Genomic DNA, 25,456 nt, shown 5'->3' with positions numbered 1-25,456 from the left:
CTTTATTTATGTGGTAGGACCCCATATTAAGCTTCCTTTCTACATCTAAAGCTTTCCTTATTTTACTATATAAAATTCAGAATAATTTCTAATTCTTATTAATAACTGTCCAATATTCTCAATAATTCTTACTCCAGAAAATGGCCCTGTAATTGAACACTACAGCTGAAGTTTAAAAGTCAAAAGAAAAACTCTATATTGCTAAAGGGTTGCTATGAATTTTCAGTTAACATAATCACCATTTCCGGAACACATGAAAAAGGAAACCCTTTGGCGTAGAAGGATTTTACCTTTTTAAATCCAAGTAAGATAGTAATAGTGACTTATAAAGCAATTGAAGGATACAGAAATGGAGGGGAATAAGTTGCCTAACAGAGAGTATCCATACTATTTTATAAGGTTAGGTAAATTATATTATGTATATCATTCGTATAAGAACGTAAAAAAGAAAGAGGTATCCAGTTACGAATTTACTAATGATGAATCGTTAGCATTTCCCATTGATGGAGAGTCTTCTAAACAATTGGCAGATGAATGTGGAGTTCATATTGTGATGAAGAATGCTACGTTTAATGATTATATTAGCCAAGGAGAAGGATGGAGTAATTTTATAGATAGCGAAAAGAAGAACAGATGGAGAATCTATATCATTAATTGAATGATAAAACTATAATCTTTAAAAGTAAGTTTATTCATTTACTTCTCAATATAAAAGAAGTTAATTTTGTATTTTTGTTAATTTTATCTGATTAAATCCATCTTAAAAATAAATAATTATAACGTTTATATTTGGTTACTGTGAATAAAGCAATTTCCCAAAAAGGAAATGGAAGATAGATTGGGATATAATGAGAAGTAAAACGAAATCTTTATCTCCGTTTCATAAAATAGTTACTTAAAGATTTTTATTATATTTTGCAAAACAGGAGGTCCGAGTTTTTCTGTTTTTGATTTCGAAAGACGAACTTGTAATTTTACATTTTACATTTTTCATATCTACTGTAATTAAATCGAATCGACCAGCCCGTATACGATTTTCATCTTCAGAAGTGGAATACATACGGAATCATTTGTACATCTACATATATTTTGCTATGAGCGACATACTAAAACTATATATATATGGAGGTGTAATGATGAAGAAAATAGCATTTACAGCCTTTGTCCTAGCTAGTTTTTTAACTTTTGGTAAAAGTATGCAAGTTAAAGCTCTAACTATTCCTGAATTACCAATGACAGAAACGTCTAAACAATGGGCCGTAGAGGTCAATAATCCTGACAACGCTTACCCTAATTTAGCGCAAGCTAAGAGGGGAGTATATCACACATATAGTTTAAATGTGAAAAACGTAGGGAAGGACGTACACGATGTAAAAGTTCAATTATTTCGCAATGAATCCAATTCGAATACTAAATATGGACTTTTACCAACTATGGAGTCCCCGGAGCTTTCTCAGAAAGATGGACATCCCTTACATGTTTCCAATTTTGGTTTGTCTGAAAAAGCAACCGACTTAAATATTGTGATAATGTGGAAAGAAAAAGGCGAAGAAAGAGAATATCAAGAAACATTTACTTTCCATCAAAAATAGAGCCTCATTAACTTTGAGGCTCTATTTTTGATGGAAAGCTAGTATTAAGTATGTTGCTCAAAATATGAATGATATCCCCAATGGGAAAGCTTAATTACTATACACAAAATAGTTTCGAGTGTTAAAATGAGTGATTTTGGTGGCGTTTAAAAAATATCTGATAGAAAGTAATTTGTTAAAAGTTAATATGTTCTTTTTCAGATGATTTATTACTAACTAGTGAGCTTCAAAGCTCTATATTTTGTATAAAATGATGGTTTATAGGGCATATTTTCCTTGATAATGCCTACAAGGAGGCCCTTATGATTCTAAACAATGACCAACTAAAAGATAGAGCACACGAATTTGCTCTAACTCATGAATTATGTACAAATAATAAGGTAAATAAAGGCTTTTGGCCAGTTTTTAAATCAGATATGGACAGCCTGCATGAGTTTGCAGAGCAGTTAAGAAGCAATAATTTAAATTGTAAGCAACCTGCAGAAGATTGGCTACTTGATCATATCAATTTCATAGAGACACAAGCACAAGTGGTTATGCGAGAACTTTCGAGAACCATGCTTAAACAGCTTCCAAGATTACAATCTACTGGAATGCCAAGAATATATGCTATTTGCAGTGATTATCTAGAGCATGTAGATGGACACTACGATGTAAAATCTTTTGAAAATTATTTATTATCCTATCAGGAAGTTTCCGTCCTTAAGGTTGCAGAATGCTGGGCGTTACCTAGCGCCATGCGTGTTATGATTATTCGTCGTCTCGCTGCAGAAATGCGTGAGGTACGGCATCGACATGAAGTGTGTAATTTTATTACATCCTTACTTGGAAGTATAAGTATAAAGAGTATGTCTGATATCAGAATCCGTTCTTTATTAGAACGGGCTACACGCAAAAAGAAGTTAGGACCAGTAGAAGTCGTACATTTCGTACAACACTTGAGAGAATGGGAACCAAATATTCAAACCGTGCGAGATTGGCTTGCGGCCCATGTAGGAAACAGTGAATCCAGTCTTGAGCAGATGGTCTCGTTTGAGCATCAGCTTCAAACAGAATTACAGGTTAATTGTGGAAACCTAGTTCGGAGTTTACACCTTTTGGAACGTTTGCCATGGCAATTAACGTTTACAAAAATTTCGCATGTAGAACAAATTTTGTTGTCTGATACAACTAGTGAATATAAATGTTTAGATATACAAAGTTGCGATTTACTTCGTGGACGTATTGCAGAATTTGCACGCCAACTAGACGTTCCGGAAGTGTTGGTTGCTCAAACTGCTGTAAGACTTGCTAAATCTAAACAAGAAGAATCAAATCAAACAGATTTGCAGCCTCGCAATGCATGCTTAGCATACTACTTACTTGATCTAAAAGGAATCATGGACATACGTGAGGAAATCTCTTCGATAACACGTCCACGTCGTTTACCAGATATTTCTCTTCGACGTCAACCCCTCCTGGTATATTTATCAGGTGCGATTTTACTTTTTGTTGGATTGATGGTGTTTGCTGCGGGATGGGTATCGTATGGCGAGCCGATTCGATTTATATCTTGGCTTGCAATCTTAGTTGCTCTTTCTTTGCCTGTTAGTGAATGGGTTATAACCATTTTACATGATGTCATTTGTCGCTATTGTCGACCTACCACCCTTCTACGGTATGATTTTTCGGAAAAGTTACCCAATGATGCTAGTACAATGGTTGTCATGCCAATTATTTGGTCAAGTATCGAAGAAGTGGATGACGTGATTAATCGACTCCTAATTCACTATCTAGCAAACCGACAACAAAATATCTATTTTGGCGTTTTGGCTGACTTCTCAGATGCATCTACAGAGATACACCCAGAAGACAAGAAAATTGTCGACCATGCAATTGGACGAATTGATGCTTTACGCAAGCAGTATGGGGATAATAAATTCTTTCTATTTCACAGATCACGTCTATATAATTCGGCCGATAACATTTATATGGGATGGGAGCGCAAGCGTGGTAAACTAGTTGAGTTCGTCGAACTTTTGTCTGGTAGTGACCAGACCAGTTATACAACGATACATGGGCAAACAGACATTCTGCAAAAAATTCGATATATATTTACAGCAGATCACGATACACAACTTCCAATTGGAGTGGTTAGCCGCTTAGCAGGTACGATTCATTTTCCATATAACCGACCGCGTCTTAACAAAGAAGAGACGCGTATAGTCGAAGGATTCGGTGTCCTTCAACCCCGTATCGCCGTGAACTTTGAATCTACACAAAGATCTCGTTTTGCCGAATTATGGGCCGGAGATCCTGGCATCGACCCATATGCTTTTGCTGTCTCGAATGCTTATCAAGATCTCTTCGGTCAGGCAATCTTTGTTGGTAAAGGTATTTTTGAGGTGAATGCATTTAGGAAGACTTTGATTAGTCGTGTACCAGATCAGCATGTACTGAGTCATGATTTACTTGAAGGAGGATTTCTACGTACGGGGTTAACCTCTGACATTGAAGTGGTCGAGTCACACCCCCGTACATTCTATGCCTATGAACAACGTGCTCATCGATGGATTCGCGGGGATTGGCAACTCCTCAAATGGTTGGGTGTAAGATGCAAGGACCGTCACGGTGAGAATAAGCGCGTTGCTTTGTGTGGATTAACACGTTGGCAAATAATTGATAATTTACGTCGAAGCCTACTGACACCGGCTCTCTTATTAATTGCGATACTTGGACTATTCTTGCTTCCTGGTCAGAAATGGGTATGGGAAACAATTGTGTTATTAACGATTTTTCTCCCATTCTTGCGTGCTCTTGTACTAGGAGTTCTTGGCAGAAACATAAGTCGCATACTTGGCGTGAGTTTTCTGCAAAGTCTTGTACAGCTAATAACTCTTCCATTTTCGGCTGTTCTTGCGGTAGATGCTATCATACGAACACTTTATCGCTTATTTATTAGTAAGCGCAATCTACTTGAGTGGACTACATCTGCAGTAACGGATCGCAGGTCTATTAAAGGACGCGTATTCATGTACGAGCCAGCTGGGTATATTGTGATTTTTTTATTTTCTGCAATAGCTTGGTTTTCTGATAGCACTTCGGGTCGTATTATAAGTGTTATTGCTCTTGTTATGTGGCTTCTAGCTAGACCTGTTATAAAGCAATTGAACCATCCTCGTAAAATGGATCCACGTACTTGGCTAAAAGGCGCTCGTCCAGAACTTGAGGAGTTAGCACTGCAAATTTGGTCATTTTATAAAAAGTATGTGACAGCAGAAGAGTCGTGGCTACCTCCTGACAATGTACAATATCATCCGAAGGAGGTTGTCGCACATCGTACATCACCTACAAATATTGGATTATATTTAGCTAGTGTAGTGGCTGCGCGTGACCTTAAATTTATAGATACACTTACCATGATTAAACGCATTGAAGCATCAGTTAAAACAATTGCAAACATGGAAAAATGGAATGGGCACCTGCTGAACTGGTACGATACTCAAACAGCTAAGCCTCTATTCCCTAAATACGTTTCTACAGTTGATTCCGGAAATTTTGTTGCTTACTTGATGCTTGTGCGCCAAGCTTTATCTGAATGGAGTCAGCGAGAAATGGATTTTCAATCTCGCATTGACAATCTCAATAGAGACATCGAGGAACTTATTGAGCAGACTAATTTCAAATCCTTATATAATTCTGATGAACGTCTATTTTGTCTAGGATATCATGTCGATACCAATCAAAAAGATACAACTCTTTATGACCTACTGGCTTCAGAAGCTAGACAAGCAAGTTTTGTAGCAATTGCCTTGGGACAAGTTCCGATTTCTCATTGGTTTGCATTAGGACGAACAATGACAATTTCGGGAAAAAATAAGACGCTGTTATCTTGGTCTGGAACAATGTTCGAGTACATGATGCCAAGTTTGATTATGCGTACCTATAAAAATACGGTGTGGGATTCCACCTATCGTGGTGTTATTCATCAACAGCAAACATACGCAAATAAACATCAAGTGCCGTTTGGAATTTCAGAAAGTGGTTATTATGCATTTGACTATCAATTGAATTATCAATATCGAGCTTTTGGGGTTCCAGGACTTGGACTTGATCGAGGTTTGGAACAGAATTTAGTTGTCGCGCCATATGCTACTGTGATGGCCCTTCCGTTTTCAGGTCAAGCTGGACTTGCAGCGTTGGATAAGTTCAAAGATTACAGTGCAAAAGGCGAATTTGGTTTTTATGAAGCTGTTGATTTTACTACAGCCCGACTACCACGAGGACAACGATATAAAGTAGTGCAAAGCTATATGGCTCATCATCAAGGCATGAGCATGCTGACTCTTATCAACTTATTGGCGGACGATATCATGATTAAAAGATTTCATGCTGATGCACGTGTGTGTGCAGCTGATTTGATTTTACAGGAACGTGTGCCTAAAAATGCAGCGTTAATTGAGGAACCAATTGGGTTACACGGCGGATTTTCTGAAATTGATGGTCAGTTAAATGATGAAGATCGGACATTTATTGAGCCCACTGTTGTACCAGAGATTAATGTATTGTCAAATGGTTCCATGACTAGTGTGAATACGAACGATGGAACAGGTATGCTCAAATGGAATGGTCTTGCCGTCACAAGATGGAGAGAAGATTCAGTTGTCGATACTTCCGGTGCTATTGTTTATATTCATGATACTAAGTCGGAGGAAACATGGAGCGCTAACAGATTTCCTCATAAAGGAATTCAAGATACGAAAGCTGTGTTCCGTCTTGACAAAACAACTTTTGAAGGAACTTATAGCAACATTTCCTCCAAACTTGAATTGACCATTTCTCCAGATGTGGACGCAGAGGTAAAACGCCTTCACATCATCAACAACGGTGATGAGGAACGTATGCTAGAAGTAACGTCATTTCTAGAGTTGGCTCTAGCAAGTCCATCGGCAGACAGTGCACATCCGGCATTCAGCAAGTTATTTATAGAAACCATCCATGATCAAAACAATCAATGTCTGTTGGCAAAGAGACGTAAAAGAGAGGACGAGGAAAAAGAGACTTGGGCAGCTCATACCATTTATGTTGATGGAGATGAAACAGAGGATTACGAATTTGAAACGGATAGAGCCGAATTTATTAAAAGAGGTTATTCGCTGGAATCTCCAAATGGAATATATGCACGCTTGCGAGGATCTGTTGGATCAGTAGTGGACCCAGCTTTTATCATGCGACGCCGTATTCAATTGGCACCCGGAGAGTCAGCAAAAGTGTATATTATAACAGGGATTGCAGAAAATTGTGAGAATGTCCTAGACATTATTCATCGCTTACGTGAATCTAAACAAGCAGATCGCACTTTTCATTTAGCTTGGGTACGCTCCCAAATTGATCTTCGTCACATGCATTTAACACCAATGCAGGCTTCAGTGGCACAACTATTGGCAGGAAGAGGTCTTTTCGCTCCACCACTGACGCAAGAGCGAGGGGGTGCAATTGTGCAGAATACTTTAGGTCAATCCTCGCTATGGTCACATGGAATTAGTGGTGACGTACCAGTTGTTGTTTTGTCAATCAGTAACCTGGCTGATTTACCTTTTGTAATCTTGTTAGCACGTCAGCACCAGTATTTATACAAACTTGGATTAGAAATTGACTTGGTAGTACTTGATGAAACTATTGGTGGGTATCAGGATCAGCTCATGAACCGTCTACGCGATAACCTTTCTGCACTTGGGATTGGAGAGATGAAACGAATAGTGGGATTAAAAGCATCTCAGTTGAAAGAGGCTGAACGAACTCTTCTTATAACGGTATCACGGGTCTTGCTACGGGCTGGAGGTCCAAGCTTACGTGCGCAATTGCAATTTGATGAAGGAGAAATATGGCCGTTACAGCAAGCAGCAATTTCTTCTCGAAAAATACGTCAGAAACAGCAACCATCTACTATTTGCAAGGAGGGTGAATTTTTTAACGGTTGGGGAGGTTTCGTTGAGGATGGTAAGGCGTACCAGATTAATGTACAGAATGGAAAGTATTTACCAAAACCATGGAGTAATGTAATAGCAAATCCACAATTCGGTTGCATATTCACAGAGTTGGGCACTGGATACAGTTGGTGGCGTAACTCCCGAGAGTGTAAACTTACACCGTGGACAAATGATCCAGTTCTAGATCAACCTGGAGAATGCCTTTATTTACACGATCTCGATACTAGTCGTGTATGGTCAGCTACTCCAAAACCAGCAGGCCGAGAGCACAAATACAAAGTTACTCATGGCAGGGGATTTAGCCGATTTGAACAGCTCGATGGAGATGTAGTACACACAATGGAAGCAACGGTTCCATTGAAGGATCCGTTAAAACTTATCCAGCTTCGCCTGCGCAATAGAAGTAAAAATATGAAGAGAATTTCTATTACTTATTACGCTGAATGGGTTCTTGGAGTCATGAGGGAAGCACAAGCACCATACATTGTTACCGAATGGGATAAGAATCATAACACATTGCTTGCTCGCAATGCATATCAAGAGACATTTCGTGATGCGGTTGGTTTTATGCATATCGTGTTACCAGATTCTTTAGCAGGAAAATCTGAACAGCTATTTTCTTGGACGGGAGATCGAAGAGAATTTATTGGTCGTGGTGGTACATTAGAATATCCTTCAGCATTTTTAGAGGGGAGATTATCTAATCGTACAGGTACATTCTCTAATACATGTGGAGCGCTTCAGACTATAATTGAACTGCCCGCAGAAGATGAAATAACAGTGACTTTTTTAATTGGTTGTACCTCTTCCAAAGAGGAAGTATATTCACTTATTAGACAGTATGGTCATACTTCTGCATACAAAGATACAATTACAAGTGTTGCTCAATATTGGGAGCATAATCTTGGACAAGTCCAGATTAAAACGCCAGATCGAGCGATGGATCTAATGATGAATGGTTGGTTATTGTACCAAACCTTGGCTTGTCGATTGTGGGCACGCACAGCATTTTATCAAGCTGGAGGTGCATATGGGTTCCGCGATCAGCTTCAGGATTCACTTGCATTTTTGCATGCAGAACCTTCTATTACTAAGAAGCAAATACTCATTAATGCTGCCCATCAATATCAAGAGGGAGATGTTCAACATTGGTGGCACGAGGAAACACATAAGGGTATACGTACGAAATTCTCAGACGATTTATTATGGCTTCCATATACTGTATCTCGATATATAGAACAGACAGGTGATTATGAGATTTTAAAAGAGGAAGTTCCATTTCTATACAGCGAAGTTCTAAAAGAAGAAGAATTAGAACGTTATGAAGATACAGTGTTATCTGATGAGAAAGATTCACTATTGGAGCATTGCCTACGAGCAATCCGTCATGCTCTGAAATTTGGTGAACATGGAATTCCACTTATGGGTATTGGTGATTGGAATGATGGAATGAGCCGAGTTGGTGCAAAGGGAAAAGGTGAGAGTGTCTGGCTAGGATGGTTCTTATTAGACATCCTGAAACGTTTTACAAAATTTGAGAATGATATCATTCCTCATGATACAGTAAAACAGTTTGAACATATAACCCTTGAATTGCAGAATCATTTAAATGATTCTGCTTGGGATGGCGCGTGGTATCGTCGTGCGTATACTGATGCTAGAACATGGCTTGGATCAATTAAAAATAAAGAGTGCCGAATCGACGCCATCGCACAGTCGTGGGCAGTTATTTCTCAGGGAGCGAATGAGGAACGACAGTCTCGGGCGATGCTTTCGTTTGATCGTGAGCTTGTGGATAAAGATATGAAACTTGCACGATTGTTGACAAAGGCCTTTGATAAAACAAGCCCTAGTCCAGGGTATATACAGGGATATCCACCGGGAATCCGCGAAAATGGTGGACAGTATACTCATGGTGTTATTTGGGGAATTGTAGCTTGGGCGATGTTAGGAAGACGTGATAAGGCATTTGAGCTTTTTTCTATGCTTAATCCAATTAATCATACACAAACATCTCGTGACGTCCAAATATATGCAAATGAACCATATGTGATGTCAGCTGATGTGTATACCGCAAATCCACATGAAGGTCGAGGTGGCTGGTCATGGTATACAGGAGCTGGCGGCTGGATGTATCAAGCTGGATTAGAGTATGTATTAGGCATTAAACTTCTGGGAGATCAACTATATATTCAACCTTGTGTACCTTCCGAATGGGAATCGTTTACAATCGACTATAGATATAGGCAGACTACTTATTCAATTGAGGTTTATTGTAGACCAGATTATGGAGCTTTATTAACATGGGTAGTTGACGGTAAGGTACTTGAGAATCAGCCATACTTAAAACTTGTGGATGATGGTAAAGTACATCAAGTAGTCGTCCATGTAAGCTTGCATCGGTCGAGCACTGTGGGGTAAAGAATATATAAATGGTAAAAAAATAAAGAGAGCCATGTGGCTCTCTTTATTTTATATGTTTTTTGATAGCTGTCTGCATCTGTTGTATTTTTGTTTCACATTCTGTGGAGCCTGTTCCATGGGCAGCCAGATAAACTTTAAGTTTCGGTTCTGTTCCTGAGGGCCGGATCGCTATCCAAGAGCCATCCTCATACCAATATTTTAATACGTTCGAGCTTGGTAAAAGTAAAGGCTCTGTATTAGAAGTTAATTTTCCCTTTTTATTTATGTGAGTTCGTTTTAATATATGGTAATCATCGATAGATACTAGTTTAAGTCCTTCAATTTTTGGAATGTTTTTTCGTAATTCAGCCATCACTAATCCTGTATGATTTGGCGTATTTCCTCCATTGATGGGAAGGCTGAACAATTCTTCCTTGTAATAACCAAATTTCTGAAATAATTCTTCCAACACAACCAAAAGGGTTTTACCTTGGTCTTTGTAAAAGGATGTCATTTCAGCAATAGCCAAACAAGTCTGTACTGCATCCTTGTCACGAACAATAGGGGAGATTAAATATCCATAACTTTCTTCATAGCCAAATAAAAAAGTATGCTCATTCTCCTTTTCATAACGAGTAATTCCTTCACCGATGTATTTAAATCCTGTTAATGTATTTTCTATGGGAATCTTATATGATGAGGCCACTGCCTGACCAAGTGTAGAGCTAACGATTGTATTGAATATAATCCCATTATTAGGTAATCTGTTTTCTGTTTTCCGTTGACTAAGAATAAATTCCACCAAGAGGGCTCCAACTTGGTTTCCTGTGAGAAGCTGATAGGAACCTTTGTGATCACGTACTGCAATTCCAACTCTGTCGGCATCTGGATCTGTACCCATAACGATATCGGCTTGAATTTTATTTGCAAGACCAATACCTAGTTTTAGTGCTTCAGATTCCTCTGGATTCGGACTTTTGACAGTTGGAAAATCACCATCCGGATCAGCTTGTTCTTTTACAATGTGCACTTTGTTATATCCAGATGCGTGCAATACTTCTTGCACAGGAATATTTCCCGTACCATGTAAGGGAGTATAGACAATAGATAGATCCTTTCTTTGAGAAGAAGTAACAGATGGGAGCTGTACTTCATCAACTATTGTTTTTGTATATATATCGTGCTTTTGGAGTAATCCACTCGAATAATTCACGCTTTGTTGCATCATCAAGAGACAAGATTGAAAGTTTGAATACATCTTGATTTTCCAACATGATATTATGTATTTTTGACGCAGCTTCAGGTAACAGTTGATATCCGTGTGGATCATACACTTTAAACCCATTGTATTCCGGAGGGTTGTGGCTTGCGGTAATCATTATACCTGCATCAGCTTGGAGGTGGCGAACTGAGAATGATACCTCAGGAGTTGGGCATAAGTAAGGTGAGACGTATGCACGAATACCAGCAGCAGCTATTGTAAGTCCGGCTTCTTGTGCAAACTCTCTAGACATATGTCTAGAATCATATCCAATTACGATACTACGCAAATCTTTGCCATCATTTTGACGTAAGATATATTGAGCTAGTGCCCAAGAGGTTCTGCGAATAGTATAGATATTCATTCGATTCAACCCCGGACCCAGTATTCCTCGAAGTCCGGCTGTACCAAAATCAAGAACACCTCCGAATCCTTCTTCAATTGCCTCCGTATTTCCCTGAATAGCAAGTAGTTCTTGATAAAGTTTCTTGGGTAGCTCTTTGTAATTTAACCATTTTTGATATTCCTGTAATGCTTTCACTTTTACAGCTCCTTGACATTAATTTATGTTCTTGTTTCAAGTCTTAAATAAAAAAAGTGAATATGGAAATTCAACAACTTTCCTACATCAATTAGAACATTCTGGTTCCTTTTTATTTTCCCCGAAAACCATCCACCTAATAAATTTAAATAAAATTTGTTATTGGAAGTGTGATACATTAAATAAGAGACAAGAAATGAAAGGAGTTTTTTAATGAGTAATTATGAAGCACAAAATGAATTGCCACCAAAAACATGTACAATTGATCGACTTGTAACGATGCCGGAGGATGTAAATAAAGTACTCAAGGGCAGCAAAACAGCAACTCGTCGAAATGGAAGGTATGCTGATGTAGGAGAGATAATGGTCTTAGGGGATAAAAAGTTTATAGTGGAACGGGTTTATTCTCAATCACTAGGTGAGCTAACAGATGAAGAGGCTCGCCAGGAGGGCTATGATACAGTAGAGGAATATAAAAAATCTATTTTATCTTATCATCCTGGAATGCCTTGGCTTCCTCATATGAGGGTATGGGTGCATGAGTTCAGATCAGTTAATGATTGATAGGTAAAAGAAATGGATTTGTTGTACCGTATATTAGTATATATTCATGTTTCTAGTGTCATTTTATCTATTGGTCCTTTCTTTATTCTCTTGCCAATCGTTAAAAAACTACATAGTTCAAGAGAAGAAGAAATGAATGCCTATTTGAGCACATTTCAATCTGTCGTTAGGATCGCAAAACATACAGGCCATGTTCTTGTTATAACAGGGATTCTCCTTGTAATGTGTGGTCCATGGACGTGGACTACACCGTGGATTATAATGACACTTATTCTCCTCTTTTGTTCATTATTCTTTTTGGCTCGTGCGTTTTCACCAACACTTCGAAAGTATAAGGAAGAAGGCCAAAATAAGAAAGAACTAGCAACTAAACTAAAGCGATCTATTTGGATTTACATCATTCTATTAATGACTATGCTTTGGTTTATGGTCGGTAAGCCGACTTTTTGGTGAAATATCTTACAATTTTCTACAAAGTAAGGAATAGTTAGAGCATTTGTAATTGAAATAGTTTAACTATTTATAATCAAATTGGTAAGAGTGATTCTGATTCAAAAACTTCAGGTTACTTACAATTATCTTGGAATCAAGCATGTTACATCATCCACCTTTTAAGAAGTTTGTAATATGTATCAGGACTAAACACTTCAATTAATATACCTAAATTTATCCAATCCTATGCGAATCTTGGAGGTCTATAGGTAATATTCACATCTGAGAATCGTTTTAAAACATCGGTCATTTTTCGATCTAGATTATTTTAAGATGTACATGATATATAACTTTAGTTAATATAATGTTTTTTTCGGAACACATTAAATATCTATGCAAGAAGTTATTGCAAATTTACTATGTAAAGGTTGCATAGCTGCTGCAACCTTAGAGCAAGCTAATCAAGATGGGTAGCATACTTTCTATACAGTTTCTACTTTCCTCCGTTACACCTTATAAGCTACCTCGCCACCATTCAAAATGAATTAGAGGTAGCTTGTTTTTATGAAATATAAAATCATAAAACTGTAAAGATAAGCATATCATTTAACAAAGGACTCAACATACCTATAAATTGAACTAGTCAATACCCTTTGAATGCATTTATTCAGGGGGTATTTGCTTTTTATATGAATTAAAAGATCCTAACTAAAGCAAACTACTTAAGATGACTGAACTCATAGTCATCGGTCCTTGATACTGACTGCTTGTAAAGAAAGCTACTGATTAGGTTCAAGTAGCTTTTTCTACTTTTCAGAACTGAATATTTTTTTGTTTTTCGAACAAACTACTCAAGATACTGCAAAGTATCAAATAAGGCTATTTAGAACATTCACCAGAAAAGCTATCTTACCCGCATGAGGTAGTTTTTTCTGTTTTTTAAGCTGTGTACGATATACAAAAGTAGTTAACATAATCACTCTTTTCGGAACACACGCAAAAAACGAGTCCTTGGTACACAAAGGCTTGTTCGCTTTTTAAATTTATCGTTTATACAGCTTTTTATAAATGCCTTATTTATAAAGGTTTGATGCAAGAGAAATGACAAAATGAATGTATAAGAAATTTGCATTTTATACATACGTTTATTAACTCAATCCTCTTATAATCTTACTAATTATCAACCTCTTCCGAGTACAAATCGGGAGAGGTTGATATTTTTTTATTAAGATCGAGTCAACTTAATTTACAATTTTTTCATGTAAAATCATTGACTTTATTAGTACCTAGTACTAATATCAATGTATATATCTTGGTAATGAAGAAGGGTGAATACAATGAAATCAACTGCACGTATTACAGCAATAGGTACATACGTACCAGAAAAAAGACTTACCAATGACGATTTAGAAAGAATTGTAGATACGAACGATGAATGGATCGTGAAACGAACTGGCATGAGGGAAAGAAGAATTGCCGATGAAAACGAATATTCTTCTGACCTAGCTATTAAAGCAATTGAAAACTTAGTGGAGCAATATCAGAAAGAGTTAAAGGATGTAGGATGTATCGTTGTCTCAACTACAACACCGGACTATGCATTTCCAAGCGTAGCAGCCCAAATACAAGATTACTTTGATATTCCTACAACTGGGGCTCTAGACTTTAACGCTACCTGTGCTGGCTTTACATATGGATTACACATGGCAAATGCCTTTATTACATCTGGACTTCATCATAAAGTCTTAGTCGTAACTGCAGAAACGTTATCGAAGGTTACAGATTATACAGATCGCACTACATGTGTTCTATTTGGGGATGGAGCTGCGGCTGTTTTGGTCGAAAGTGATGCAGAGCACCCGAGTTTTATTGCTACGCATATTGGTACAAATGGAAAGGGAGGTAAACACGTATACCGCACCAATTTATCTACTACTATGCATGGACAACCTTTGAGTTCGAGTGGCAAGATGGTGCAAAACGGAAGGGAAGTATATAAGTGGGCATCTCGAACAATCCCTTTAGGGATATCTGAATTGCTAGAACAAGCAAATCTACAAAAGAATGAAGTAAATTGGTTCGTTCCACACAGTGCCAATTTACGAATGATTGAGTCTATATGTGAAAGATCAGAGTTTCCAGTTGAGAAGACATTAACTAGTGTTGAGTACATGGGAAACACTTCTTCCGTTTCCATTCCTCTAGCACTACAAATAGGGATAAACGAAGGGAAATTAAAAGATGGAGACATTCTCTTACTCTACGGATTTGGAGGAGGCCTTACCCACGCAGGTCATATTATTAAATGGGATTTAGGTAAGGAGTAAATAATCAATGTATACCTTTGCAACAAGATTTCTACAGCTTATACTATTTTTGATGAACGGAAGAATGAAAACAGTAAACAAAGAAAAACTTCCTCAAAATGATCCGTTTATTGTTGTGTGTACGCATAAAAGCTGGATTGATGTAGTGTGTTTAGGAATAGCGTTACATCCGACTCCTATTCACTTTATGGCTAAGAAAGAGTTATTTGATAAGATTTTTATCAAAAAGCTTTTAAAAAAATTAAATGCATTTCCTGTAGATCGAAGTAATCCTGGACCCAGTGTCTTAAAAATACCTTTGCAATTGCTAAAAAAGAAACAAGTAGTTGGGATCTTTCCAAGTGGAACAAGAAACTCAGAAGAGAAAGCTTTAAAAAATGGAGCTATTCATATTGCTTCAAGGGCAAGTGTTCCTATTATACCAACAGTATATATAGGACCTCATACCATAAGAGACTTATTAGGAAGAAAAAAAAGATTTATCATTTTTGGAGATGCTATTCATGTGCCTAAAATGACTAAAGATAAAGAAGCTGTTACAGAAGCAACAAACGAAGTGATCTCAAAAGTGTTTGAAGAATTAAAAGGTAATATTTAAAAGGAGAAAAATTGTGCTAGATATTCAAGAAATTCAAAGAATTATACCCCATCGTTATCCTTTTTTACTGGTAGATAAAATTATTAAATTAAAAGAAGGAAAAAATGCAATTGGGCTTAAGAACGTTACAGCTAATGAGGAATTCTTCAGTGGACATTTTCCTGGCTATTCGGTTATGCCAGGTGTATTAATTGTTGAAGCTTTGGCTCAAGTAAGTGGAATGATAATGCTACAAAAAGAAGATAATCGTGAAAAGATAGGCCTTTTAACTGGTATTGAAAATTGTCGCTTTAAGAAACAAGTTCGTCCAGGGGATCAATTATACTTAGAGGTAGAAATGACACGAGTCCGAGGAGCTGTTGCAAAAGCTCATGGCATTGCTAAAGTAGATAATAATATTGTGTGTGAAGCAGATTTAACATTCTTTCTTTGGAATAATGGGAAGTAAGTAAATTTCCATATACACAGGTAGTTAACATATAGGTTCCTTAAATAATCTAGACGAAGATGACCAACATGACACTCCAAGAAGATCCTTCATCAAAATGATGTAGGATCTTCTATGAATGAAGTATATCCGTAAAAGTATACCTTTACGGACTTTTCTATTATATAGAAAATCTATCATTTCCATCGTTCGTTTAAATTAAAAAACGAATTACGAACGTCTTTTGAAAACTCTACACTTTTACGAACATTTTTTTAGAATGATATAGATATAAGTTTAAAATAAGTATAAAAATGGTAAGAGAACTTGCCTAAATATGTAATAAGAGCTTTTAAATAAATGACTGAATCATTCTTAGATTAATTTATAATTAATTTCAAAAAGCTAAGATCCTTAAGAGATTTGATTGATCTTTACAAAAAAGGGGGATATAGAAGCTTATTTATGTCTAAAAGCAGAAATCTAATAATATTTTATCAAAAACATATATAATAAAAGCAACGCGTAAAAAGAGTCTTTTACTTCGTATAGTAAAAGACTCTTTTTACATTTGCTTTATTATTTAAGAGAATTTTTAAGTGATTCATCTTCTTCGATTAAATTTTCTTTAATCTTATCTAAATACTAACGAATCCATACAACTATAATTTTGTGACGTTTTCTCCATAGTTATATTCCTTATTTAGAAGTTAATTGAAGCTTCATTTTATACTAAGTACCAAATAGTAATAAAAGTAGGCTTCAAAGTGTTCATCTAAATGCTTTAATTTATCCAGAGAATTAAAGTAAATTTATTTATTTAACCTTGTTGATTTAGAAGTAAATTGCTCTTTATTTTTAAACAAGTTAACTCCATAACCTGCAAGACCTCCAATAATTGCAGGGAATATCCAACCTAATCCAATATGGTAAAGAGGAAGATAGTAAGTAAATAATTGGTCAATACCAGGGATGTGTAAGCCAAAATCATTTAATCCATCTACCAGGCTTACAACAAATGTTAAGAATAGGCTACCTTGGTATACCTCAGCACATCCTTTAAATAAAGAATGAAGGAAAGTCAAAAAGATTAGAACAATTGCTAATGGATAGAGAACTGTTAAAACAGGTACTGAAAAAGAAATTAAATGATTTAATCCAACATTTGCGATGATTGCGCTAAACACGGATAAGCTAATCGCAATTTTCTTATAAGAAATAGAAGGTAATAATTTATGGAAATAAGAAGAGCATGAAGTAATAAGCCCTACGCTAGTTGTCAGACAAGCTACTGTGATCATTAAGCCTAATAGTAATCCTCCATATTCTCCAAAATAATAATCAGAAACTTTCGCTAACACCGTACCACCATTATCTAAATGCCCAAGCTTTTCTACACTTGAAGCGCCCATGTATGAAAGGGCAGAATAGATAGTTGCAAGAATAATAGCAGCAATTCCCGTAGCTTTTAGGCAAACAGTTATAATTTGCTTCTTTGTTTTAGCGCCTTTCTCTTTAATTGCATTGATAATAATGATTCCGAAAACGAAAGATGCAAGAGTATCCATTGTGAGATATCCTTCTTGGAACCCATTAAAAAAAGAGTTTGTTACATATTTTTCTGTGGGTGCTTGAAATTTTCCAATAGGATGAATAAAAGCAACTAGAACTAAAATTCCAATAAATGTTAATTTAATTGGCGTTAAGAATTTTCCAACAATATCGACAATTTTCGCAGGATTGAGAGAAAAAAAGCATGTGATACTGAAAAATATAATAGTAAATACGAGTAAAGCTATAGAACTAGAGCTTTCAGAAATGAAAGGTTTAAGTCCGATTTCAAAAGAGACGTTACCTGTTCGTGGGATAGCAAATAAAGGTCCAATAGCTAGATAAAGAACAGTTGTAAATACTAAACCAAAGATAGGATGTACGCGACTTGCTAATGATTGTAAATCTTCCTTTCCGGAGAATCCAAAAGCTAGTACACCAAGTAAAGGCAAGCCTACTCCAGTAACTAAAAAACCCGCATTTGCTGACCAGATATTTGCTCCCGCTGACTGGCCAAGCATAGCAGGGAATATTAAATTTCCAGCTCCAAAAAATAATGCAAATAACATTAAACCAATGATTACTATAAAAGAAAACGGTACTTTGTTTGACAAGGTGAAACCCCCATTAATAATATTCTTCATAAAAAATTAAATTTTCAGACAACTTAAATTACAAATAACTTATCTTTTTTGTATTATAAACAGTCAAATTACATATTTCAATATAAAAAATAAACTTTTTTGATAAAATTTAAAAAATTATCAATTTTCCGTTCATTATCCATTATTAAAATAAAAATAATATTAAAAACCCAGATTTTTATTCAAAATGCGTACGTTAAGTAGGTTAATAACGGTATTATTTTTAAAAAATTATAAATCATATTCAAATCGCGTATATTATCCTTTTAATTAATTTGATTGAATGATATGCAATTAAGTCAAGAAAGTTTGTAAATATAGTACTACGAAACTTATAAAACTTTTTAATATGAGCTAAACATCTAAAAGGAAAAAGTAGTTGATTTATTACTTCAAGAAATGGAGCGTTCTAAGTCTTATAAAGAATGCTTACTTTTATCTCCTGAGCTAGTGATTTGACAATCAACAGCTTATCTCTAAACAAAGTACTTTTCTAATGTAAAATTACTGTCTAGAATCAAAAATGTTTCTGTTTCCTTTGAATCATTATCTTATGGTACTCCACTCAAGCAGTCAGAGGATAAGTAATAATGACCATTTTTTCTTTTTTAAAATATGTCATAAATTTTATATATACTGAAAGGACCTTATTAACAAATTAATTAAGGTCTTTTTATCTTTATTGCTTATTACGATTAAATTGAATGATATATATTACCTTAAAAGCACTTTATTTAACCTTATCTTTTTCTTTTGAAGCCAAAACTCCCCATATAAGCTATTACTAAGCAGATAACAGCAGCAATACTAATTTTTATGTAAGAAACCTCTAAAGCCCAAGGACCATATTTCTTTATATTTAAACGATACATAGACCACCACTGTCCATTTTCACCTTTAAAAAATGAGAAGATAATCCATAAAAGAACTAAAAACAAAAACCATGATAAAAAGATAATATAATTAGGCATTTTTCTATTCATAGGTCACCCCTCCATTCTTCCGATTTATATGCGATGTTCTTTTCTCTTATTAGAGTAACAATAATCGGGAAAAATTTAGAGTTTTTATTGAATAAAGAACGTTTGTTCGTATATAATAGAGAACAAACGTTCTTTATTTGAGGAGTTATTCCAATGGATTATGAATATCTACCAAACAGAGTCATTATTTGTATTGATATGAAAGCATTCTTTGGTGCGAGACGTTAATCTCAAAAGTTAGGCTAATAACCTAACGGGGAGGGATTGATCTCAATGGAATCTGAATTTAGATTACAAGAGATACAACTTTTTCAGTGACAGAAGGAATGATTGAGTAACGCCTTGAAACTTCTGCGGTAATACGCCCTAACCTCAAGCCGCAGCAACGGCTTGGGCGACCATAGCTGGGTAACGTATGCATGAAAGTAACCCGAAGTACCTCTCATGAGGTAACCGAAAGCCAAAGGGAGTAATAAACCCGGTGGAACTGGACGAGTAATGTATGCCGTGGATTATATACGGTGAGAATGTGATAAATCACTGACGAACTCGCGAATGTACGCTTCGATAGCTTTACGGCTTAGAAATGAGTCGGGTCTGAAAAGATGACTTGGTTTAAGGAAACAAAGGTAATCGAAGATGCCCTAATTCTTACACTGTTATAGGCGGTGGAGCAAACCACGGAGTAGAGTGAGCACCTAAGTATAATTAATGATAGCTGAAAAGGAACGTCGGAAGCTACCAACGTATAGTGTGAAATAAAACTAGGCAGGCATGTCGAGTTAGAGGGGAAAATTCCGTAAGGATATAACTCTCTTTAATGGTAGATGAAAGTAGTGGCACGACCGATGAAGGTTATGTAATAGAACTGGAGGAACAGCCACGAGGCAATAACTAAGGTTAAAACATGATTTCACTAAATCCTAGCATGGATTCTGGTAGGACTAAAAAGGTCACTGAATTTCAAAGGACGGTGACAAACCATGAATAAACACTCAGTAGGAAAAAGGCTTAAAGACAAAAGTATCCGAAACTCAGAATACTACAGTATGACAGAGACTTTCGATAACTTGTATCAGAGGGCTAAGAACAAAGAAAACTTTCGACAACTAATGAAAATAATCGTTTCTGAAAAGAATATCCTACTAGCCTATCGAAATATTAAGCGAAATAAAGGAAGTAGAACACCATCAGTCGATAAGATTACCATTAAAACTGTCGAAAAAATGTCCCAAGAAAGTTTTGTTAAGTCTGTTAAAATGCGATTTAAAAATTACACACCAGGTAAAGTTAGGCGTAAGGAAATTCCAAAACCAAACGGAAAAAACAGACCTCTTGGCATACCATCGTTTTGGGATAGACTTATCCAACAATGTATCTTGCAAGTTCTGGAACCGATATGTGAAGCACACTTTTGCCCTAGGAGCTATGGATTCAGACCTAATCGGTCTGCCGAACAAGCTATTGCAGATTCAGTTAGAAAGATTAATCGGCAGGATTTAACTTTCGTGGTAGATGTCGATATTAAAGGCTTTTTCGATGAAGTAAACCATGTAAAGCTAATGCGACAATTATGGACATTGGGAATACGAGATAAACAACTGTTAGTAATTATACGAAAGATACTCAAAGCCCCAATTATAATGACTGATGGTTCAACCATATATCCTACAAAAGGAACACCGCAAGGTGGAATATTAAGTCCACTGCTCGCCAACATCAATCTGAATGAATTTGATTGGTGGATAAGCCGACAATGGGAAACGTTTGTGGTAAAAGAGAGGACGCCCAAGCTAACAAAGCAAGGAGCGCAAAACCGTTCACACGAGAATGTCGAACTTAAAAAAACCAGACTAAAACCAATGTACATAGTGAGGTATGCAGATGACTTCAAAATATTTACGAATATAAGAAGCAACGCCGAAAAGATTTACAAAGCGTGTAAACGATGGCTCGAGGAAAGATTGAAACTTCCTATCTCTGAAGAAAAGTCCAAAGTGACGAACCTAAAAAGGGAAAGAAGCGAATTTCTTGGTTTTACCTTAAAGGCGACCAAGAAAGGTAAGCGTCTTTCCACGGGGAAAACCAAATACGTGGCAGAGACTCATGTATCACCAAAAGCTATCAAAATTCAAATAGCTAAATTAACAGACCAAATCAAAAAGTTACAAAAATCAGCAAGCCATCGAGAGATAATTAGGAATATTGGAAAGTACAACAGTATGGTGATTGGAGCGCACAACTACTATTGCATTGCCACCCATGTAAGTCGAGATTTTCATTGGCCCGGAAGAAACTTAACTAGGAAAATGTACAACCGGCTTCCAAGAGCTAGCAAAGCAGATACCTTCGGTTTCTCAAGGGTAGGTAAATATAGTGGCAAAGATAAAGGAATTATTCCCTATCTCGGATCAAAAACCATAAGATTCTACATAAAAAAACCAATTCTTCCTTTTGCGTATGTTCTGCATAAGAATCCTATGAGCAAACGTATAGCTATTAATAAGTACACACCAGAAGGACGAAAACTAATCCATAAAGGACTGGAAAACGTGACCGAAGCAGAATTAAGGTGGCTAAGGGAACATCCAGTAATTAATGACAGAGCAACAATTGAGTTCAATGATAATCGAATCTCCCTATTCGTTGCACAAAACGGAAAATGTGGGGTTATGAATGAAAAGCTTGAACTGACAGACATGCATTGTCATCACAAACAATTATGGAATGAAACGCAGGACGACAACTACGCAAATCTTATTCTCGTAAAATCAGAAATTCACAAGCTGATACATCTAACTAATGAACCTCTGGCCAAAAAGCTAGTGGACAAACTAAAAATGACAGATAAACAAATCGAGAAATTAAATAAACTGCGATTTCTTGTGAAAAACAATTTAATCTGTACTAACAAAACTTACTATGAACAACTAACTTTGTTCTAATGAACTAAACCAATGAAGTGTTTATGACTTAGTAGAAATCAAACTTAGGAATTGCTGGAGCGCCGTGTGAGGTGAAAGTCTCACGCACGGTGTGGAACGGGGGAAAGCCCAAAAGAGAATGGAATCATACCAGATTTTACACTTAGTAGGCTACCTATCGTTATCTTCTGTTTCATGCGTGATACGTAGGCTAGATCCATTAAAAACAAAGTTGGCAGTTGTAGGAGATACAAAGCGGTCGGGATCAGTTGTGTTAGCTGCCACACCCTTATTAAAGAAAGAAGGAATCAAAACAGGCAGCCGTCTTTTCGACATTCCTAGAAGGAAAGATATCCACGTCGTAAACCCATCCATGGAAAGGTATGTCAAGGCTTCGAACTATGTTTCTAGTTTAGTATTACAGTATGTGGCTCCTGAGGATTTTCATGCGTATAGCATTGATGAGTTGTTTATTGATGCCACAGCTTCTTTGCATTTATTCGCTCGCACACCAGAAGAATTAGCCCATAAAATCATCAACGAGATTTATCGTAAAACACGGCTGACAGCTACTGCAGGCATAGGTCCGAATCTCTTACTGGCTAAGGTGAGCTTAGATCATGAGGCCAAGAATAGCCCAACAGGGGTAGCTTATTGGCGATACGAAGATATTCCTTTTAAATTATGGTCGATTCACCCAATGAAGGATTTCTGGGGAATCTCATCCGCTACGGAAAGGCGCTTAAATCGTTTGGGCGTTCACTCCATCAAAGAACTCGCTCTTTCTTCAAAAGAGATGTTACAAAAAGAGTTTGGCATCTTGGGAGAAGAACTCCACCAACATGCAAACGGAATTGATTTTAGTCGCATTTCTAACGTGTATATTCCGAGCTCTAGATCATTCGGGAAGAGTCAAATTCTGTTTCAAGACTATACAAATCGAAAAGAAGTGGAATTGCTGCTATTAGAGCTGTTAGACGATGTGTGCTTTTGTTTACGTATGCATCAAGTCGTGGCACAAACTATCCATTTATCCATTGGATATAGCAAACAAACAGGTGGGGGCTTCTCAAGGCAAAAGAAAATGGGAAGAGCTTCGAATTTAAGTCAAGATATTTTCCCTTATTGTTTAACGATTTTACATACGTTTGATAGCGGAATGCCAATTCGTTCTATTGGGATTTCATTATCGAACACCCTTATTCAAGAAGAGGAGCAAATGAGTTTATTTGAAGATATTGACCAGCGCGAAAGAGCCTATGCACTTGCTAAAACGATTGATGAAATACGGATGCGTTATGGGAAGAATAGTGTTTTGCGAGCTTCAAGCCATCTCGAGCATTCAACAGCTCGTTATCGAAACGGCCTTTTAGGAGGTCATAAAGCATAAAGGAGGAAGATGATATGCAAAACAGAGGAATGAAAAAATGGCGACCATTCGCCACTATGCCAGAGCAATACAGAGGATTACAAGAAGTTATAAAAAAGCAATCAGAAATACCTCAACCTTTTTTAACAGAAGATCAAATGGAACAAATTAATTTTACCTTGATTGAAGCTCTTCATACACATAAAAAAGTATACCTTACGTATTACAACCACGGGCAATGTATAACGGAAACAGGAGTTATTCAATTTGTAGATTCCCTTGGAGGTTTATTTGTATTTATAGATGAAGGATGTAAGCAAACGAACAAAATGAGGTTAAGTGAGCTAATTGATGTTCGTTTCATGTAGTAGAAAATAATAAAACAGTTTATTTACATAAGATTTCCATACATAATTAGTATAAGTTTAAAAAGTATCTAATCATTTTCCATAGATTCATTTAATGACGTTATATAAGGAGGCTCCTAATATGAAGCAGGTTTGGAATGAGTTTGAACAGTGGTTGAAGACAAATCGACCAGAAGCAGTAGGAACGCTTAATGAAGCTGCTGCTGAATCAGAAATTGCAGCGGTTGAACAAAAGATGGGACTAACCTTCCCTCAAAACCTTAAAGAATGGTTAATGATACATAATGGACAGCGTGATGAATACATAGCGGTTATTGAAAATTATACTCTATTACCTTTAGAGGAGATTCTGTATACGTGGCAAACATTAAAAGAGCTTTTAGACGGAGGAGAATTTGAAGATTTCCCAGAAATTGAACCTATCGGGCCAGTAAAAAAAGAATTTTGGTGGAATCCACGTTGGATTTCGATTGCCACGAATGGGGGAGGAGATGATATTTGTATAGACTTGGATCCTGATGAAGGAGGAAAAGTCGGCCAAATTATCACCTTTTGGCACGATTGGGAACAGCGTGAAGTAATAGCAGACAGCTTAGAAGAATGGGTAACAGCCACGATAAGTCATACAGATCATTAAAGAGGAGAAGCAAATGATAAAACCTGATATAGAGAAAATCTATAAAATTCTTAAAGAACTTCCAGGTACGTCAGTGAAAGTAGAATTTGAAGATGAAGTGGGAGAAACTCTTTCTACTCCTTATTATATCTACCTTAAAAGCGAGTTTTTAGATGGACAATTAGGCTACAGAGAAGATTTAGAAGCAAATTCCCTTATAGGAAATCAAGAAGGAGATTGGCAAGAAAACTGGTTTGTTATAGGTTATGATGAAGAAATAGGCGGTGACCCGCTCTTTATTGATATAGCGAATGTAGATTACCCAGTTTTCACAGCTAGACACGGAATGGGGGAATGGGACGCTTTAGAAATGTATGATTCTCTAAAAGAGTTTGTAGAAGATGTTACCTAATTATTGCTACGTTAAAAGATTTGGATAAAAGTACGGCCAGAAGAGGACAGATAGTAGTTTAGTATATACCTAGCTGTCCTCTTTTTTAGTACCTATTAAACTTAGAAAGAATGTAGAGGAAGGAAGGGACTGATGGTAGGAATCGATTTCTGTATTGCTGATAATAAGAAAGAAGCAGCTTTTTCTACTAAATGTGTAAAATTTGAGGGAAGAGTACACGACTACCTGTTAACAAGAGAATTCAGAGATTCGTTTGAATTATTGACAGGATTAGATCAATATGGTGACAAGTTGTTTTCTGTACAAGAAATAAATCAATTAATCAAGGTATGTGAAGCATTACAGACTATCTGTAGACAACCAACGGAGATAGATCTGAAGACGAAAACATTTGCTGAAGCATTAAAGGGCCTTTGCTTAGAGGCACTAAAGCTAAATAAATTAGTATTTGCCTCTGGCGATTAATGTAAAATTA

At 36.5% G+C, this 25,456-nt stretch carries 18 protein-coding genes; 14 read left to right on the top strand and 4 right to left on the bottom strand.

Annotation, left to right across the window (positions count from 1 at the left end):
- Positions 1–364: 364 nt before the first annotated feature.
- From ACFX4N_RS05355 to ACFX4N_RS05345, 3 genes are all read left to right on the top strand, one after another.
- Positions 365–658, top strand: coding sequence for a hypothetical protein (locus ACFX4N_RS05355; RefSeq protein ID WP_192100685.1), 294 nt, complete (start codon positions 365–367; stop codon positions 656–658).
- A 478-nt stretch (positions 659–1,136) separates the two neighbouring features.
- A complete protein-coding gene (locus tag ACFX4N_RS05350; RefSeq protein WP_057274811.1) occupies positions 1,137–1,592 on the top strand; it encodes a hypothetical protein in 456 nt (151 codons plus the stop codon).
- Positions 1,593–1,894: 302 nt separating this feature from the next.
- Positions 1,895–9,982 (top strand): GH36-type glycosyl hydrolase domain-containing protein, encoded by an 8,088-nt coding sequence (locus ACFX4N_RS05345; protein ID WP_377260953.1) that lies wholly within the window; start codon positions 1,895–1,897, stop codon positions 9,980–9,982.
- Positions 9,983–10,028: 46 nt separating this feature from the next.
- On the opposite strand, the gene ACFX4N_RS05340 is transcribed toward ACFX4N_RS05345, so the two are convergent.
- Together ACFX4N_RS05340 and ACFX4N_RS05335 are read right to left on the bottom strand one after the other, a co-directional pair.
- The gene (locus tag ACFX4N_RS05340) at positions 10,029–11,189 is read right to left on the bottom strand and encodes a phospho-sugar mutase (protein WP_328143154.1); all 1,161 of its coding nucleotides are present in this window, start codon (positions 11,187–11,189) and stop codon (positions 10,029–10,031) included.
- Positions 11,119–11,766 (bottom strand): phosphohexomutase domain-containing protein, encoded by a 648-nt coding sequence (locus tag ACFX4N_RS05335; RefSeq protein WP_192100688.1) that lies wholly within the window; start codon positions 11,764–11,766, stop codon positions 11,119–11,121. Before ACFX4N_RS05335 ends, ACFX4N_RS05340 begins: the two co-directional genes overlap by 71 nt.
- Before the next feature lie 213 nt (positions 11,767–11,979).
- On the opposite strand from ACFX4N_RS05335, the gene ACFX4N_RS05330 reads away from it, so the two are divergent.
- From ACFX4N_RS05330 to fabZ, 5 genes are all read left to right on the top strand, one after another.
- Positions 11,980–12,330 carry an ASCH domain-containing protein gene (locus ACFX4N_RS05330; RefSeq protein WP_192100689.1) on the top strand — a complete coding sequence of 117 codons (351 nt, stop codon included), beginning with the start codon at positions 11,980–11,982 and terminating at the stop codon, positions 12,328–12,330.
- 18 nt (positions 12,331–12,348) lie between these two features.
- The gene (locus ACFX4N_RS05325) at positions 12,349–12,783 is read left to right on the top strand and encodes a DUF2269 family protein (RefSeq protein ID WP_057274945.1); all 435 of its coding nucleotides are present in this window, start codon (positions 12,349–12,351) and stop codon (positions 12,781–12,783) included.
- Positions 12,784–14,099: 1,316 nt separating this feature from the next.
- Positions 14,100–15,089 carry a ketoacyl-ACP synthase III gene (locus ACFX4N_RS05320; protein WP_192100690.1) on the top strand — a complete coding sequence of 330 codons (990 nt, stop codon included), beginning with the start codon at positions 14,100–14,102 and terminating at the stop codon, positions 15,087–15,089.
- 7 nt (positions 15,090–15,096) lie between these two features.
- On the top strand, positions 15,097–15,687 hold the full coding sequence (locus tag ACFX4N_RS05315; RefSeq protein ID WP_192100691.1) for a lysophospholipid acyltransferase family protein: 591 nt from the start codon (positions 15,097–15,099) through the stop codon (positions 15,685–15,687).
- A gap of 13 nt (positions 15,688–15,700) precedes the next feature.
- Entirely contained in the window at positions 15,701–16,135 is a 435-nt protein-coding gene (fabZ, locus tag ACFX4N_RS05310) for a 3-hydroxyacyl-ACP dehydratase FabZ (protein WP_192100692.1), read from the top strand.
- 791 nt (positions 16,136–16,926) lie between these two features.
- Here the strand turns inward: fabZ and brnQ are convergent.
- On the bottom strand, positions 16,927–18,279 hold the full coding sequence (gene brnQ / locus ACFX4N_RS05305) for a branched-chain amino acid transport system II carrier protein (protein ID WP_029321146.1): 1,353 nt from the start codon (positions 18,277–18,279) through the stop codon (positions 16,927–16,929).
- A gap of 770 nt (positions 18,280–19,049) precedes the next feature.
- The gene (locus ACFX4N_RS05300; protein ID WP_013056539.1) at positions 19,050–19,292 is read right to left on the bottom strand and encodes a hypothetical protein; all 243 of its coding nucleotides are present in this window, start codon (positions 19,290–19,292) and stop codon (positions 19,050–19,052) included.
- Positions 19,293–20,275: 983 nt separating this feature from the next.
- Between ACFX4N_RS05300 and ltrA the strand changes: the two genes are divergently transcribed.
- From ltrA to ACFX4N_RS05270, 6 genes are all read left to right on the top strand, one after another.
- Positions 20,276–22,237, top strand: coding sequence for a group II intron reverse transcriptase/maturase (ltrA, locus tag ACFX4N_RS05295; protein ID WP_377260949.1), 1,962 nt, complete (start codon positions 20,276–20,278; stop codon positions 22,235–22,237).
- A 178-nt stretch (positions 22,238–22,415) separates the two neighbouring features.
- Positions 22,416–23,606 carry a Y-family DNA polymerase gene (locus tag ACFX4N_RS05290; RefSeq protein ID WP_483879970.1) on the top strand — a complete coding sequence of 397 codons (1,191 nt, stop codon included), beginning with the start codon at positions 22,416–22,418 and terminating at the stop codon, positions 23,604–23,606.
- A 14-nt stretch (positions 23,607–23,620) separates the two neighbouring features.
- The gene (locus ACFX4N_RS05285; protein ID WP_192100694.1) at positions 23,621–23,953 is read left to right on the top strand and encodes a YolD-like family protein; all 333 of its coding nucleotides are present in this window, start codon (positions 23,621–23,623) and stop codon (positions 23,951–23,953) included.
- Between the two features lie 121 nt (positions 23,954–24,074).
- A complete protein-coding gene (locus ACFX4N_RS05280) occupies positions 24,075–24,590 on the top strand; it encodes an SMI1/KNR4 family protein (RefSeq protein WP_057274819.1) in 516 nt (171 codons plus the stop codon).
- A 13-nt stretch (positions 24,591–24,603) separates the two neighbouring features.
- Complete coding sequence (locus tag ACFX4N_RS05275; protein WP_192100695.1) at positions 24,604–24,981, top strand: SMI1/KNR4 family protein; 378 nt, start codon at positions 24,604–24,606, stop codon at positions 24,979–24,981.
- Between the two features lie 132 nt (positions 24,982–25,113).
- Complete coding sequence (locus ACFX4N_RS05270) at positions 25,114–25,446, top strand: hypothetical protein (protein WP_192100696.1); 333 nt, start codon at positions 25,114–25,116, stop codon at positions 25,444–25,446.
- The last annotated feature ends 10 nt before the right edge of the window (positions 25,447–25,456 follow it).

The organism is Priestia sp. YIM B13551, assembly GCF_042787905.1.
Classification (GTDB): Bacteria; Bacillota; Bacilli; order Bacillales; family Bacillaceae_H; genus Priestia.
Note: the sequence above shows the minus strand (reverse complement) of the source record. Positions and strands in the feature narration are given on the sequence as shown.